The 15,506-nt window shown below is 64.0% G+C and carries 11 protein-coding genes; 6 read left to right on the top strand and 5 right to left on the bottom strand.

The window, feature by feature from the left end; all coding sequences use genetic code 11:
* Window positions 1-128: 128 nt before the first annotated feature.
* The gene (gene smc / locus AC3WJP_RS10995; RefSeq protein WP_493721292.1) at window positions 129-3,713 is read right to left on the bottom strand and encodes a chromosome segregation protein SMC; all 3,585 of its coding nucleotides are present in this window, start codon (window positions 3,711-3,713) and stop codon (window positions 129-131) included.
* Between the two features lie 2 nt (window positions 3,714-3,715).
* Entirely contained in the window at window positions 3,716-4,375 is a 660-nt protein-coding gene (locus tag AC3WJP_RS10990; protein WP_493721291.1) for a GntR family transcriptional regulator, read from the bottom strand.
* Between the two features lie 301 nt (window positions 4,376-4,676).
* Between AC3WJP_RS10990 and xdhA the strand changes: the two genes are divergently transcribed.
* From xdhA to guaD, 4 genes are all read left to right on the top strand, one after another.
* Entirely contained in the window at window positions 4,677-6,131 is a 1,455-nt protein-coding gene (gene xdhA, locus AC3WJP_RS10985; RefSeq protein ID WP_493721290.1) for a xanthine dehydrogenase small subunit, read from the top strand.
* A complete protein-coding gene (gene xdhB, locus AC3WJP_RS10980) occupies window positions 6,124-8,523 on the top strand; it encodes a xanthine dehydrogenase molybdopterin binding subunit (RefSeq protein ID WP_493721289.1) in 2,400 nt (799 codons plus the stop codon). The genes xdhA and xdhB overlap by 8 nt, the downstream gene beginning before the upstream one ends.
* Before the next feature lie 112 nt (window positions 8,524-8,635).
* On the top strand, window positions 8,636-9,481 hold the full coding sequence (gene xdhC / locus AC3WJP_RS10975; RefSeq protein WP_493721288.1) for a xanthine dehydrogenase accessory protein XdhC: 846 nt from the start codon (window positions 8,636-8,638) through the stop codon (window positions 9,479-9,481).
* A gap of 125 nt (window positions 9,482-9,606) precedes the next feature.
* Window positions 9,607-10,908, top strand: a complete 1,302-nt coding sequence (guaD, locus tag AC3WJP_RS10970; RefSeq protein WP_493721287.1) for a guanine deaminase — start codon at window positions 9,607-9,609, stop codon at window positions 10,906-10,908.
* An 84-nt stretch (window positions 10,909-10,992) separates the two neighbouring features.
* On the opposite strand, the gene AC3WJP_RS10965 is transcribed toward guaD, so the two are convergent.
* The 3 genes from AC3WJP_RS10965 to uraH all read right to left on the bottom strand — a co-directional run bounded on the left by AC3WJP_RS10965 (window position 10,993) and on the right by uraH (window position 13,906).
* Complete coding sequence (locus AC3WJP_RS10965; RefSeq protein ID WP_493721286.1) at window positions 10,993-11,748, bottom strand: GntR family transcriptional regulator; 756 nt, start codon at window positions 11,746-11,748, stop codon at window positions 10,993-10,995.
* A gap of 168 nt (window positions 11,749-11,916) precedes the next feature.
* Window positions 11,917-13,416: a YdgA family protein gene (locus tag AC3WJP_RS10960; protein WP_493721285.1), complete on the bottom strand. Its 1,500-nt coding sequence runs from the start codon at window positions 13,414-13,416 to the stop codon at window positions 11,917-11,919.
* A 136-nt stretch (window positions 13,417-13,552) separates the two neighbouring features.
* Window positions 13,553-13,906, bottom strand: a complete 354-nt coding sequence (uraH, locus tag AC3WJP_RS10955) for a hydroxyisourate hydrolase (protein ID WP_493721284.1) — start codon at window positions 13,904-13,906, stop codon at window positions 13,553-13,555.
* A 162-nt stretch (window positions 13,907-14,068) separates the two neighbouring features.
* On the opposite strand from uraH, the gene puuE reads away from it, so the two are divergent.
* Complete coding sequence (puuE, locus tag AC3WJP_RS10950) at window positions 14,069-14,995, top strand: allantoinase PuuE (protein ID WP_493721283.1); 927 nt, start codon at window positions 14,069-14,071, stop codon at window positions 14,993-14,995.
* Complete coding sequence (gene uraD, locus AC3WJP_RS10945; protein ID WP_493721282.1) at window positions 14,992-15,501, top strand: 2-oxo-4-hydroxy-4-carboxy-5-ureidoimidazoline decarboxylase; 510 nt, start codon at window positions 14,992-14,994, stop codon at window positions 15,499-15,501. The genes puuE and uraD overlap by 4 nt, the downstream gene beginning before the upstream one ends.
* Window positions 15,502-15,506: the final 5 nt, after the last annotated feature.

Raw genomic sequence — 15,506 nt, 5'->3', positions numbered from 1 at the left:
ATGTTCTGACAGGCGTTTTACCCACGCACGAAATATTTAGCTAAAACTAGCACGACCTGTGTCAACTTTACACCGTCTGTCGCACATGGCCGCTACAAAGCCGGCTTTTAGCGTCAGAAACTGCCGATTCAAGCGTCTACCAGAGCCATTGCCTCTTCAACGTCCACGGCCACCAGTCGCGAGCAACCCGGTTCGTGCATCGTCACCCCCATCAGTTGATCGGCCATTTCCATGGCGATCTTGTTGTGGGTGATATAGATGAACTGCACCGTCTGCGACATCTCCTTGACCAGCCGCGCATAGCGCCCCACGTTGGCATCGTCCAACGGCGCGTCGACCTCGTCGAGCATGCAGAACGGCGCTGGATTGAGCTGGAAAATCGAAAAAACCAGGGCCAATGCCGTCAATGCCTTTTCGCCACCGGAAAGCAAATGGATGGTGCTGTTCTTCTTGCCGGGCGGACGGGCCATGATTGTGACCCCTGTATCGAGTAAATCTTCGCCCGTCAGTTCCAAATAAGCGCTGCCACCGCCGAAAACTTTCGGAAAAAGCGCCTGCAGCCCGCCATTCACCCGGTCGAAGGTGTCCTTGAAGCGGTTGCGGGTTTCCTTGTCGATCTTGCGAATGACGTTTTCGAGAGTGTCGAGGGCTTCCACCAGGTCGGCGTTCTGTGCATCCAGGTAGCGTTTGCGTTCTGACTGCTGCTGGTACTCGTCGATGGCCGCAAGGTTTATCGCGCCCAGGCGCTGGATGCGCGCGTTGATGCTTTCGAGTTCCTGCTCGGCGTCCTTTTCGTTGGCGGTGGGCTCAAGAGTGGCGATCACCCCGTGCAGGTCGTAGCCGTCGGCCAGCAGTTGGTCCTGCAAGGCCGTGCGGCGCACGCTCAGGGCCTGCCATTCCATGCGCTGCTGCTCCATCTGGCCGCGAATCAGCTGCGATTGCTGCTCGGCCTGGGTGCGGCGCTTCTCGGCTTCGCGCAGTTCGCGGTCGGCGTCTTCGAGGGCGTTCTTGGCGATGCGCATTTCGTCGTCGACGGCCATGCGCCGTTCCAGCAGTTCTTCGAGCTTGAGGCGCAGTTCTTCGAGCGGCGCCTCGCCCTCCTCCAGGCCCAGGTTGAGTTGCTCGAAGCGCTCGCTCAGCCGCTCCGATTGCTGCTCCAGACGCTCCAGCGCCTGGCGCGTAGAGGCATGCTGGGCGCGCAACGAACCGAGGCGCACGGCCAGTTGATGGGCGTTGTCCTTGTGCTGGCGGGCGTCCTGGCGCACCCGGTCGAGGCGCTCGCGCAAGGTGTCACGCTGTGCCAGCAGCAGCTCGCGTTGCTCGGTGTCCAGGGCCATGGCGTCGAGGGCGTCTTGCAGCTGCAGGCGCGACTCGCCGACGGATTCGGTTTCCAGCGCACGTTGCTCGGCCAGCTCGGCGAGCTCTTCGTCGAGGCGGCGACGACGCAGGGTCAGCTGTTCGGCCTTGGCCTTGCTGGCGGACAGCTGCGCCTTGAGCTCGCCCTGGTGGCGCGCCTGTTCCTGCAATTGGCGGCGCGTGTGCTCGCGGCTTTGTTCATCCTGTTGTTGTTGCTCGCGCAGCTGCTGCAACTGCTCGTCGAGGGTTGCAAGGCTGGCTTCGCGGGCTTCGCGTTCGAATTCGGCGTCTTTCAGTTCCTGCGCGCGGGCGAGCACGCCGCTGTGAGCGTCGCTGGCGCGGGAGACTCGCAGAAAGTGCCGGCCGACCCAGTAGCCGTCGCGGCTGATGAGGCTTTGGCCGTCGGTGAGATTGGTGCGTGCGGCCAAAGCGTCGTCAAGGGTTTCCACGGGGATGATGTTGGCCAGCCATGGGGCCAGATCCAGTGAACTCTCCACTTTGTCGAGTAGGGTCTCTCGGGCCCCTTCGCGGGCAAGCCCGGCTCCTACAGGATCTGCGCTCCCCTGTAAGAACTGGGCTGAGTCAGGATTCGCGGTCCCTTGTGGGAGCTGGGTGCGCGTTCGGCGGCGAAGGGGCCCGCCCACCAGACGCAAATCCCCCTGCTCGAACCCGGCCAGTTCCAGCCCGGCGAAGTCATCCACCAGCACCGCCTGCAGATCGGCGCCCAGCACCGTTTCCACCGCCAGCTCCCAACCCGCCTCGACCTGCAAACCCTCGGCCAGGCGCGGACGCTGATCCAGACCCTGCTCGCGCAGCCACTCGGCGGTCCCGGTGCCGGGGTCGAGCGCGGCCTGCTGCAAGGCCTCCAGCGACGCGAGTCGGCCATTAAGGCGCTGCAATTCGCCCTGCGCCTGCTGTTGATCACGGGTGGCGGCCTGCAGTTGCTGGCGCGTCTGCTCCAGGCGCTCGCCCTGCTGTTCGGCGGTGAGTTGCAGTTCTTCGAGCAGCAGGTCGGTGCTGGCCAGCTGTTCGCTCAATTCGAGAATGGCCGCGTCTTGCGGATCGGCGGCCAACAGTGCCAACTCTTCGGCCAGGCGGCGCTGCCGTTCGGCAAGGCGCTCTATCGATTGCTCGAGTTGCTGGATGCGCGCCTGCTGCACCTCGGCCTGGCGCCGCGGCTCGGCGGAGCGGGTATTGAAGGTGTCCCACTGCTCCTGCCAGCCGTGCATGCCCAGCTCGGACTCTTCCAGCGCGGCGGCGGCTTCCTCGGCGGCGGCGCTGGTCATCTCCTGCTCGGGTTCGAGCATTTCCAGCTCCTCACCCAGGGTGGCGAGCAAGGTGCGGTCGTGGCCCAGGTGCGATTCGGTCTCCTGGCGCGCCTGCTCGGCTTCACGCAGATCGTCCTGCAGCTGGCGCAGGCGCTGCTGGCCATGCTGGATGCTCTGTTCGACCCGGGCGATATCGCCGCCCACGGAATAGAACCGCCCCTGCACCAGATTGAAGCGCTCGGACAGGTCGTGGTGCCCATCGCGCAAGCGCTCGATGCTCGCATCGGCATTGCGCTGCTCGGCCACCAGCGATTCGAAACTGACCTCCTGGTTGCCGATCACCCCTTCGCGCTGGCTGACCTGCTCGTTGAGCGCCTGCCAGCGCAACGCCGACAGCTGCGCCTTGAGCTGGCGCTCTTCGGCCTTGTACTGCTGATACTTTTCCGCCGCCTGGGCCTGGCGCTGCAAGCGTTCGAGCTGGCGTTCGAGCTCTTCGCGCAGGTCGGTCAGGCGTTCGAGGTTCTCGTGGGTGCGGCGGATACGGGTTTCGGTTTCGCGGCGGCGCTCCTTGTACTTGGAGATGCCGGCGGCTTCTTCGATGAAGTTGCGCAGGTCCTCGGGTCGCGCCTCGATCAGCTTGGAGATCATCCCCTGTTCGATGATCGAGTAGCTGCGCGGGCCCAGGCCGGTGCCGAGAAAGATGTCGGTGATGTCCCGGCGCCGGCACTTGGTGCCATTGAGGTAATAGGTGTTCTGCGCGTCGCGGGTGACCTTGCGGCGGATGGAGATCTCCGCGTAGGCGGCGTATTCGCCCACCAGGGTGCTGTCGCTATTGTCGAAGATCAGCTCGATACTGGCCTGGCTGACGGGCTTGCGGCTGGTGGAGCCGTTGAAGATGACGTCGGTCATCGACTCGCCGCGCAGGTTCTTGGCCGAGCTCTCGCCCATCACCCAGCGCACGGCGTCGATGATGTTGGACTTGCCGCAGCCATTGGGGCCGACCACCGCCGCCATGTTGCTGGGGAAGTTGACGGTGGTGGGATCGACGAACGACTTGAACCCCGCCAGCTTGATCGACTTGAGCCGCACGGTCAGCCGGCCTTGAGCGCGGACAGCACCAGCTGGCAGCTGCGCGCGCCGTACTCGGTGAGCACTTCGCGCACGCGCAGCTGGTCGCGGGCCACCACGGCCTCGAGCAATTGGCCGAACAGCGCCATGTATTCGTTCATCGAGGCCTTGCGTTGTTCGAGGGCCAGGTAATAGTTGCGGCTCATGGCGGGTTGCAGGTTCTCGACGGTTTCTTGCAGATAGGGGTTGTCGGCGAAGGAGAACGCCGCGCGCATGACATTGAAGCTGTCATCGACGAACGCGGTGATGTCGCGACGCGCCTCGGCTTCCTTGAGGCGCTGCTGGATCACCAGGAACGGCGCGAGGTCGGCCTCGACCTTCCAGCGCTGGGCCACGGCGATGCCGAGCAGGATATACATTTCGCTCATCAGGGTGCACAGGCTCTGCACCTTGTGGGCGCTCAGTTCGCTGACCTGGGCGCCGCGGCGTGGGGAAATCACGATCAGGTGCCGGCGCTGCAGGATCAGCAACGCCTCGCGCACCGAGCCACGGCTGACATTGAGGGCCTGGGTGACCTTCTGTTCCTGTATGCGCTCGCCGGGTTTGAGCTCGCCGCGAATGATGCGCTCGGCCAGGTAATGGGCAATCTGCTCGGAAAGGCTGTCCGGTGCCTTGAACGTCATGGCTATCCTTCATCAATCAGTCAACGGTGCAAGCGGCGCAGTGTACCGCAATTGCTGGCCCTAAGCGGAGTGCGGGTTGGCATGGAATAAGCAGCCATTTAGCGATGACCGACAGGTAGCGGGGGGGCTTGCCCCCGAAAATCGGTGTCGGGTTTATCGGGGGCAAGCCCCCCCGCTACAGGGTTGGTTCATATTTCCTGACTCAAAAGTCAGAAAATTATTGACCGCTGTGATCGCAGCCGTCTAAATTCCGCCCCAGCAGCGGTCCATACTTAGAACAGCAGCGCGCACGAGGCCTACCGTGATCCAGTTTCTTCTCAACCAGCAATTGCGCAGCGAGCATGCCCTGGACCCCAACATGACGGTGCTGGAGTACCTGCGCGAGCATCTGCATAAATCCGGCACCAAAGAGGGCTGCGCCAGCGGTGACTGCGGCGCCTGCACCGTGGTGGTCGGCGAGCTGGAGGTCGACCACGAGGGTCGCGAGCACATTCGTTATCGCAGCCTCAATTCGTGCCTGACCTTCGTCGCCGCCTTGCACGGCAAGCAACTGCTCAGCGTTGAAGACTTGCAGCATCAAGGGCAATTGCACAGCGTGCAGCAGGCCATGGTCGACTGCCACGGCTCACAGTGCGGCTTCTGCACCCCGGGCTTCGTCATGTCGTTGTTCGCCCTGCAGAAGAACAGCGACGGCGCCGACCTGCTCCAGGCTCAGGAAGCCCTGGCGGGCAATCTGTGCCGCTGCACCGGCTACCGGCCGATCCTCGCCGCCGCCGAGCAGGCCTGCTGCCAGGCCCGGCCGGACCAGTTCGACGCCCGCGCGGCCAGCACCATCGCCCAGCTCAAGGCCATCGCGCCGCAAGCCACTGCCGAGCTGGCAGACGCCGACAAGCGCTGCCTGCTGCCCCTGACCGTGGCCGACCTCGCCGAGCTCTACAGCCAGCAGCCCGATGCCCGGCTGCTGGCCGGCGGTACCGACCTGGCGCTGGAAGTCACGCAATTCCACCGGCCGCTGCCAGTGATGATCTATGTCGGCAATGTCGCCGAGATGAAACGCATCGACAGCTTCGCCGACCGCCTGGAAATCGGCGCCGCCACACCACTCACCGACTGCTATGCGGCGCTGGCCGCTGAATACCCGGACTTCGGCGCCCTGCTGCAGCGCTTCGCCTCCCTGCAGATCCGCAACCAGGGCACGCTGGGCGGCAATATCGGCAACGCCTCGCCCATCGGCGATTCGCCGCCGCTGCTGATCGCCCTCGGCGCGCAGGTGCAGCTGCGCCAAGGCGAAAGCACCCGTACCCTGCCCTTGCAGGACTACTTCATCGACTATCGGGTGACGGTGCGCCAGCCCGGCGAATTCATCGAAAAGATCATCGTGCCCCGTGCCGACGCGGCCTGGCGCTTCAGGGCGTACAAGCTCTCGAAGCGTCTGGATGACGATATCTCCGCGGTGTGCGCGGCGTTTAACCTGCGCATCAGCGACGCTGTGATCGGCGAAGCGCGCCTGGCGTTCGGCGGCATGGCGGCGATTCCCAAACGCGCCCGTGCTGCCGAAGCGGCGCTGATCGGACAGCCCTGGAGCTCGGCCACCATCGAAGCCGCCTGCGCCGCCCTGGCCGAAGATTTCACGCCCCTGTCGGACTTTCGCGCCAGCAAGGAATACCGCCTGCTGAGCGCGCAGAACCTGCTGCGCAAGTACTTCATCGAGCTGACCACGCCCCACGTCGAAACCCGGGTGACCGCCTATGTCTAATCCCCACGTCATCAAGACCCAGGAACAAATGGCCGCGCTGTTCGCCCAGGGCCTGACCACCGGCGTCGGCCGCAGCGTCAAGCACGACAGCGCCGATAAACACGTGACCGGCGAGGCGATCTACATCGACGATCGCCTGGAATTTCCCAATCAGCTGCATGTGTACGCGCGCCTGTCCGACCGCGCCCACGCGCGCGTCCTCAGCATCGACACCGCGCCCTGCTACGCCTTCGAGGGCGTGCGTATCGCCATCACCCACGAGGATATTCCCGGCCTCAAGGACATCGGCCCGCTGCTGCCGGGCGATCCGCTGCTGGCGATCGATACCGTGCAGTTCGTCGGCCAGCCAGTGCTCGCGGTGGCCGCCTGCGATCTCGACACTGCACGCCGTGCGGCCATGGCCGCGGTCATCGAGTATGAAGACCTGGAGCCGGTGCTGGACGTGGTCGAGGCGCTGCGCAAACGCCACTTCGTGCTCGACAGCCACACTCACCAGCGCGGCGATTCGGCCGGCGCCCTGGCCAGCGCCCCGCATCGCCTGCAGGGCAACCTGCACATCGGCGGCCAGGAGCACTTCTACCTGGAAACGCAGATTTCTTCGGTCATGCCCAGCGAAGACGGCGGCATGATCGTCTACTGCTCCACGCAGAACCCCACCGAGATCCAGAAGCTGGTGGCCGAAGTGCTGGCAGTGCCGATGAACAAGGTGGTGGTCGACATGCGCCGCATGGGCGGCGGCTTCGGCGGCAAGGAAACCCAGGCTGCCAGCCCGGCCTGCCTGTGCGCGGTGGTGGCGCGCCTGACCGGGCAACCGACCAAGATGCGCCTGCCGCGGGTCGAAGACATGCTGATGACCGGCAAGCGTCATCCGTTCTACATCGAATACGACGTCGGCTTCGATGACAGCGGCCGCCTGCACGGTATTGCCCTGGACCTGGCCGGCAACTGCGGCTGCTCGCCGGACCTGTCGGCCTCGATCGTCGACCGTGCGATGTTCCACGCCGACAACGCCTATTACCTAGGCGATGCGACCATCAACGGCCATCGCTGCAAGACGCATACAGCGTCCAACACCGCCTACCGCGGCTTCGGCGGCCCGCAGGGCATGGTCGCCATCGAAGAGGTGATGGACCGTATCGCCCGGCATCTGGGCGTCGACCCGCTGCAGGTGCGCAAGGCCAACTATTACGGCAAGACCGAGCGCAACGTCACCCACTATTACCAGACGGTGGAGCACAACCTGCTCGAAGAGATGACCGCCGACCTCGAGGCCAGCAGCGATTATCACCAGCGCCGCGAATCGATCCGCCAGTACAACGCCCACAGCCCGATCCTCAAGAAGGGCCTGGCGCTGACGCCGGTCAAGTTCGGCATCTCCTTCACCGCCAGCTTTCTCAATCAGGCCGGTGCGCTGATCCACATCTATACCGACGGCAGCATTCACCTGAACCATGGCGGGACCGAGATGGGCCAGGGCCTCAACGTCAAGGTCGCGCAGGTGGTGGCCGAGGTGTTCCAGGTCGATATCGAGCGCATCCAGATCACCGCCACCAATACCGACAAGGTGCCGAACACCTCGCCCACCGCGGCCTCCAGCGGCGCCGACCTCAATGGCAAGGCCGCGCAGAACGCCGCGCAGACGCTCAAGCAGCGGCTGGTGGAGTTCGCCGCGCGGCATTATCGGGTCAGCGAAGAGGACGTCGAGTTTCGTAACGGCCATGTGCGCGTGCGCGAAGAGCTGTTGAGTTTCGAGACCCTGGTGCAGCAGGCGTATTTCGCCCAGGTGTCGTTGTCGAGTACCGGTTTCTACAAGACCCCGAAGATTTTCTACGATCGCTCCCAGGCGCGTGGACGGCCGTTCTATTACTTCGCCTACGGCGCGGCTTGCGTCGAGGTCATAGTCGATACCCTGACCGGCGAGTACAAGCTGCTGCGCACCGACATCCTCCACGACGTGGGCGCCTCCTTGAACCCGGCCATCGATATCGGCCAGGTCGAAGGCGGCTTCATCCAGGGCATGGGCTGGCTGACCACCGAGGAGCTGGTGTGGAACAGCAAGGGCAAGCTGATGACCAGCGGCCCGGCCAGCTACAAGATCCCGGCGGTGGCGGACATGCCCATCGACCTGCGCGTGACTCTGGTGGAGAACCGCAAGAACCCCGAGGACACGGTGTTCCATTCCAAGGCCGTGGGCGAACCGCCGTTCATGCTCGGTATCGCTGCCTGGTGCGCGATCAAGGATGCGGTGGCGAGCCTTGGGGACTACCGCCTGCAACCGAATATCGACGCCCCGGCAACCCCGGAACGGGTGTTATGGGGTTGTGAGCAGATGCGCCGGGCGGTGGCTGGGGCGAGTGAACGCCAAGCCCACGAGGAATCGCTGCCGCTATGAGTATTCACCCTGTAGCGAGGGGGCTCGCCCCCGATCGCGTACGCATCACAGTCCATCTGGATCTGACCCGCCCCATCGGGGGCAAGCCCCCTCGCTACAGGAGTCTGCGCCCATGAACAACTGGATCAGCGCCCTCGCCGACCTGCAAGCCCGGGGCGAAGCCTGCGTATTGGTGACCATCATCGAGGAGCTCGGCTCGACGCCGCGCAATGCCGGCTCGAAGATGGTAGTCAGCGCCCGCCAGCTGTTCGACACCATCGGCGGTGGCCACCTGGAATACGAGGCCATGCGTATCGCCCGCGAGATGCTCGACAACGGCCAGCAAGGGCCGCACCTGCAGCGCTTCAGCCTCGGTGCCAGCCTGGGCCAGTGCTGCGGCGGCGCCACGGTATTGCTGTTCGAGCCCATGGCTGCGGTGCAGGCGCAGATCGCCGTGTTCGGCGCCGGCCACGTCGGCCGCGCGCTGGTGCCGCTGCTCGCCAGCCTGCCGTGCCGGGTGCGCTGGATCGATTCGCGCGAGCAGGAGTTCCCGGAGCAGATCCCGGCCGGTGTGATCAAGGTGGTCACCGAGGACCCGGTCGACGAAGTCGATGACCTGCCGGCCGGCAGCTATTGCATCGTCATGACCCACAATCACCAGCTCGATCTGGAATTGAGCGCGGCGATCTTGAAGCGCAATGATTTCACCTGGTTCGGCCTGATCGGTTCGAAGACCAAGCGCGCCAAGTTCGAACACCGGCTGCGCGACCGCGGCTTCGAACCGGCGGCGCTGCAGCGCATGCGTTGCCCGATGGGCCTGGCCGAGGTCAAGGGCAAGCTGCCGATCGAGATTGCGGTGTCGATCGCCGCGGAGATCATCGCCACCTATAACGCCAATTTCGGTACCACCCGCCTGCGTAGCGGCGAGCCTGTGGCGCAGTTGCTGCCGGTGTCGCGACGCGCCCAAACCAGCACCTGAGCACTTCCCTGTAGCGAGGGGGCTTGCCCCCGACAACAGCCTGTCAGTCGATGCGGCTTGGCTGACACACTTATCGGGGGCAAGCCCCCTCGCTACACACCAAGCCATCTGCGTGAGACCCGACCATGAGTTCTACCCGTACCGCCTACCGCGCCGCCATCCTGCACAGCATCGCCGACCCGGCCGAGGTCGGCATCGAGGCGTCTTATGAATACTTCGCCGACGGCGTGCTGCTGGTCGAAGACGATCTGATCAAGGCCGTCGGCCCCGCTGAAACGCTATTGCCAACCCTGGGCGACATCGAACTGATCGAGTACGAAAACGCTCTGATCACCCCCGGCTTCATCGACACCCACATCCACTTCCCGCAGACCGGCATGGTCGGTGCCTACGGCGAGCAACTGCTGGACTGGCTCAACAACTACACCTTCCCGTGCGAAAGCCAGTTCGGCGACAAGGCCCATGCCGACCAGGTGGCCGAAATCTTCCTCGCCGAACTGCTGCGCAACGGCACCACCACCGCGCTGGTGTTCGCCAGCATGCACCCGGAGTCGGTGACCGCGCTGTTCGAGGCCGCCGAGCGCCGCAACCTCCGGCTGATCACCGGCAAGGTGATGATGGACCGCAACGCCCCGGATTACCTGACCGACACCGCCGACAGCAGCTACACCCAAAGCAAGGCGCTGATCGAGCGCTGGCATGGCAAAGGCCGCCTGCACTACGCGGTGACGCCGCGTTTCGCGCCCACCAGCACCCCGGAACAGCTCAGCCTGGCCGGGCAACTGCTGAGCGAGCACGAGGGCCTGTACATGCAGACCCACATCAGCGAGAACGTCAAGGAAGTGGAATGGGTCAAGGCGCTGTTCCCCGAGCGCAAAAACTACCTGGACGTCTACGACCACTATCAGTTGCTGGGCGAGCGCTCGGTGCTGGCCCATGGCGTGCACCTGTGCGATGACGAATGCGCGCGGCTGGCCGAGACAGGGTCAGCGATCGCCTTCTGCCCGACCTCGAACCTGTTCCTCGGCAGCGGCCTGTTCAACCTGCCCCAGGCCGAGCGCTTCAAGGTCAACGTCGGCCTGGGCACGGACGTCGGCGGCGGCACCAGCTTTTCCCTGCTGCAGACGCTGAACGAGGCTTACAAGGTGATGCAGCTGCAGGGCGAGAAGCTCAGCCCGTTCAAGTCGTTGTACCTGGCGACCCTGGGCGGCGCGCGGGCGCTGCGTCTGGAAGACCGCATCGGCACGTTGCAGCCGGGCAGCGAGGCGGACTTCGTGGTGCTGGACTACAAGGCCACGCCGCTGCTGGACTACCGCATCAGCCAGTCGAAGAGCTTCGAGGAGACGTTGTTCGTGCTGATGACGCTGGGGGACGACCGCACCGTGGCGCAGACCTATGCGGCAGGGCGCTTGGTGCATCAACGCTAACCCTGTAGCGAGGGGGCTTGCCCCCGATAAATACGTCAGCCAAATCGGTGTATCTGACACCCTTTTCGGGGGCAAGCCCCCTCGCTACAGGGCCTTGGCCGTTTTGCTGCCACCGAGCAGATGCGAAAACACCGCGTGCAGATCATCCGACGCGTTGTCCGGATCGAGGTTGAGCTTGTCGTCGATATGATCCATGTGGTGCATCATCAACTCCACCGCCAGCACCGCATCGCGGGCCTCGATGGCATCGATCAGCTGGGTGTGTTCATCGTAGGAACAGTGGGAGCGATTGCCGCTCTCGTATTGCGCGATGATCAATGAAGTCTGCGACACCAGGCTGCGCTGAAAGCTGATCAGCGGAGTGTTGCGAGCCGCCTCGGCCAGCTTGAGATGAAACTCCCCAGACAACCGAATCCCCGCACCGCGGTCGCCACGGGCAAAACTGTCGCGCTCGTCATTGACCATCTGCCGCAGCTCGGCCAGCTCCTCGGCGCCCGCGTGTTGCACCGCCAGTTCGGTGATCGCCCGCTCCACCAGACGCCGCGCGAAAAACACCTGCCGCGCTTCGTCGACACTGGGGCTGGCCACTACCGCCCCGCGATTGGGCCGCAGCAGCACCACGCCTTCATGCCCCAGGCGCGAGAGCGCGCGGCGAATGATGGTGCGGCTGACGTCGAAGATCTCCCCCAGCGCCTCTTCGCTGAGCTTGGTGCCCGGCGCCAGACGCTGCTCCAGAATCGCCTCGAAGATGTGCGCGTAGACGCGGTCGTCCTGGGTGCCTGTGCGGCCGGCCTTGGCGGTGTCTGCGGGTTTCTTGAGGGGGGGCAGTTGATCGTTCATGGCGACTCGAAGGCAGAGCTCGGGTGAGGCCGCGATTGTACACAATAGCGTCGAGGCGTGACTATCACGCCCTGTAGCGAGGGGGCTTGCCCCCGAAAACCGCCTGTCTACCACATCTGCAATGCAGCTAAGCCGCAATCGGGGGCAAGCCCCCTCGCTACAAGAGGATCAATTCCGGCTGAGGCCGAAGCGCCCCAGCACGATGGCGAGGAACTGCGTTCCGGTCATGCGCTGGCCGTTGAAGTCGACCATGCCGGCTTCGTAATGCAGCTGCGAAGTGACGTTATCGCCCTCCACCTTGCCCAGTTGCATCATCACCGCCATGCCACTGACCATGTCGCTGACGTTCTTGCCGTTCTGCGCGATCGCCGCCGGGTCGGTGATGCCCTGAATGTTTGCCTGCGCCACGCCCAGGTCGTTGAGCATGGCTTTGCTCAACGACACCTTGGCATCGACCATACCCAACAGGTTGGCGCCAAAAGTCGGGGCCACTGCGGTACCGCTCAAGGGCACCGGCATCAGGTCGACCGCCAGGCTGATGTGCCCCTCGCCATTGGTGGTCTTGAGCGACAAGTCCTGCAGCTCGATGTGCGGCTTGGCGGCGAGCAGCTTGGTGATATCGCCCTTCATGGTCTGCTCGTCGGTATCGCTGAGCTGCAGCTTGAACGGAATACCAGCCGCAGCAGCCGCTTGCTGCTGCGGCGCGACCTTGGTCTGGAACAGCTGATACAGCGACTTGCTCGCCAGCGCGTCGAATTGACCGAACTTGAACAGGCTGCGCAATTGCCCCAGCGGTTTGCCGCCCAAGGTGATGCTGTCGATGTTGGTGCCCATCTCGCCACTCAACAGGCCCTGTGCTTCTTGCGCCAGGGAGGTGGTGCTGACGCCTTGCAGTTGGAACGGCAACACGCCCGGGATCTGCACCGTCACCAGGCCGACCTTGGCATCGTTATGGCCCAGGTAGAAACCGGATTGGCCGCGGGTGCCACCGAGGTTGAAGCTCAGGTCCTTGATCTGCATGTGCACCGGCTGACCCTGCTCGTCCTTGCCCTCGACTTGCAGCTCGGCGGCGAGACCGTTCACCGCGTAGCTGTCGGCATTGGCGCCTGCCGACACATCGGCCTTGAGTCCGGAAAAGGTGAAAGTGCCCTGATCGCCGGATTTCATTTCCAGCGGCGCGAAGTTCAGGGTGCCGGAGCTGTCGCCGCCGTAATGAACACTGATATGGGCGCGCAACGGCACCGGATCCTTGCTGACCGCGAACCATTGCGCAGTGGCCGGATTAGGCTCCAGCTCGAGGTTGCTGGTCGCCATCACTGGCAGCAGGTTCAAGCTTTTAAGGCGCGAAACCGGCAGCGGGCCATGCTCGATATGGTCGACGAACAGCAGCTCCACCGGCTGGCCGTCATCGCCCGGGCCCTTGCCATGCACTTGCAGACGGTAATGGGCAATGCTGCTGAACAGGTGACGCTCCAGCGAAATCAGTTCGAGGTGCATGGCCGCCCTGCCATCGGGCCCGATCATATTGGTATCGAACTGTTGGTTGGCATTGGCCACACCGGTGTTCAACACGCCTTCAAGTTGGGTACCGGTGTACCAGGCACCTGCTGTCGCCAGTGCACCGATCACCACCACCACGCCCGCTACAATGCTTACTGCTTTTTTCATGAGTCGACTCGACGAGTTCCGTTCGATTGGGGAGTTTTTGTGGGGTGGGAGGGTAGCACAGGCGCGGCATCGAGCAGCTCGCAAGCACTAGAAAGCCCGTGCAGGACGGGCTTCAGAAGCAAGGAGGCAGCGGCTGTCAACTCCCCCGATAAGTCGAATAGCTATACGGCGACACCAGCAACGGCACATGGTAATGCTCCTGCCCTTCATCGATCCCGAAACGCAGCACCACCACATCCAGAAACGCCGGATCGGCCAGCACCGTGCCCCGCGCCCGGTAGTAATCCCCCACCGCAAACTGCAGCTGGTAAACACCGCTACGGTACGCCTCGCCCTGCAGCATCGGCTGATCGCAGCGGCCATCGCCGTTGGTCACGACGCTGCTCAACAACGTCAGCGCCTGGCCCTCTACGCGATACAGCTCGACGACGATCTGGCTGCCCGGGCAGCCGTGGGCGGCGTCCAGAACGTGGGTGGTGATCTTGCCCATGGGGTGGGTGTCCTTGTGCGGTTGCCGGGAGATAAACCTGAAAGCGTCAGGCCGGAGAAATTTGCGACACTCAGGTTACAAAATCAATCATTAGTTGTATACAATCCAAAAATCGCGGCCTGACCGAAGCCGCCTCTCGCACTCGATAAAAGGATGCCTTCTGTGAGCAGCGCCGACTACCCCCGCGACCTGATTGGCTACGGCAGCACTCCCCCGCACCCGCAGTGGCCCGGCAACGCCCGCATCGCCCTGTCGTTCGTGCTCAATTACGAAGAAGGCGGCGAGCGCAATATCCTCCATGGCGACAAGGAATCCGAAGCCTTTCTGTCCGAAATGGTCGCCGCCCAGCCGCTGCAAGGCGTGCGCAACCTGAGCATGGAGTCGCTGTACGAATACGGCAGCCGTGCCGGCGTGTGGCGCATCCTGAAATTGTTCAAGCAGTTCGACATCCCGCTGACCATCTTCGCCGTGGCCATGGCCGCCCAGCGCCACCCGGACGTGATCCGCGCCATGGTCGCCGATGGCCACGAGATCTGCAGCCACGGCTATCGCTGGATCGACTACCAGTATCTGGACGAAGCCACCGAGCGCCAGCACATGGCCGAGGCGATCCGCATTCTCACCGAGATCAGCGGCGCGCGGCCACAGGGCTGGTACACCGGTCGCACCGGCCCCAACACTCGCCGGCTGGTGATGGAAGAAGGCGGCTTCCTCTACGACAGCGACACCTACGACGACGACCTGCCCTACTGGGAGCCCAACACGCCCACCGGCAAGCCGCACCTGGTGATTCCGTACACCCTGGACACCAACGACATGCGCTTCACCCAGGTGCAGGGCTTCAACAACGGCGAGCAGTTCTTCCAGTACCTCAAGGACGCGTTCGACGTGCTCTATGCAGAAGGCGACGAAGCGCCGAAGATGCTGTCCATCGGCCTGCACTGCCGACTGATCGGCCGCCCGGCGCGCCTGGCCGCGCTCAAGCGCTTCATCGAATACGTCAAGGGCCACGACCAGGTGTGGATCACCCGCCGCGTCGACATCGCCCGCCACTGGCACGCCACTCACCCTTTCGAGGCAGCGCAATGACCGCTTTCCGGACGCTCACGCCATCGACCCTGAGCCGCGAGCAGTTCATCGCCACCTTCGGTGATATCTACGAACACTCGCCCTGGGTCGCGCAGCAGACATTCGATCAAGGCCCGCTGAGCGACGATATCGACACGCTGCATAAGCGCATGAGCGCGGTGCTGCTGCACGCCGATCATGCCGCGCAACTGGCGCTGATCAACGCCCACCCGGACCTGGCCGGCAAGGCCGCGATCCAGGGCGAGCTGACCGCCGCCAGTACCAGCGAGCAGGCCGGCGCCGGTATCCACCTGTGCACCCCGGCCGAATTCGCACGCTTCACCGAACTCAACGCTGCCTACAAGGCGCGGTTCCAGTTCCCGTTCATCATGGCGGTCAAGGGCAGCGATCGGCATCAGATCCTTGCCGCCTTCGAGCAGCGCATCCAGCACTCGGCCGAGGTCGAGTTCGCCTGCGCCCTGGCCGAAATCAACAAAATCGCATTGTTCCGTCTGCAAGCTCTTTGACTCTC

The organism is Pseudomonas sp. GW821-FHT01A09 (genome assembly GCF_058986725.1).
This window is presented reverse-complemented; position numbering and strand designations above follow the sequence as displayed.

What these genes read in the sequence shown, in the direction of transcription:
- AC3WJP_RS10990 (WP_493721291.1), bottom strand. Translation starts at nt 4,375, where the DNA reads ATGACGTTCAAGGCACCGGACAGCCTTTCCGAGCAGATTGCCCATTAC.
- xdhB (WP_493721289.1), top strand. Translation starts at nt 6,124, where the DNA reads ATGTCTAATCCCCACGTCATCAAGACCCAGGAACAAATGGCCGCGCTG.
- xdhC (WP_493721288.1), top strand. Translation starts at nt 8,636, where the DNA reads ATGAACAACTGGATCAGCGCCCTCGCCGACCTGCAAGCCCGGGGCGAA.
- guaD (WP_493721287.1), top strand. Translation starts at nt 9,607, where the DNA reads ATGAGTTCTACCCGTACCGCCTACCGCGCCGCCATCCTGCACAGCATC.
- AC3WJP_RS10965 (WP_493721286.1), bottom strand. Translation starts at nt 11,748, where the DNA reads ATGAACGATCAACTGCCCCCCCTCAAGAAACCCGCAGACACCGCCAAG.
- AC3WJP_RS10960 (WP_493721285.1), bottom strand. Translation starts at nt 13,416, where the DNA reads ATGAAAAAAGCAGTAAGCATTGTAGCGGGCGTGGTGGTGGTGATCGGT.
- uraH (WP_493721284.1), bottom strand. Translation starts at nt 13,906, where the DNA reads ATGGGCAAGATCACCACCCACGTTCTGGACGCCGCCCACGGCTGCCCG.
- uraD (WP_493721282.1), top strand. Translation starts at nt 14,992, where the DNA reads ATGACCGCTTTCCGGACGCTCACGCCATCGACCCTGAGCCGCGAGCAG.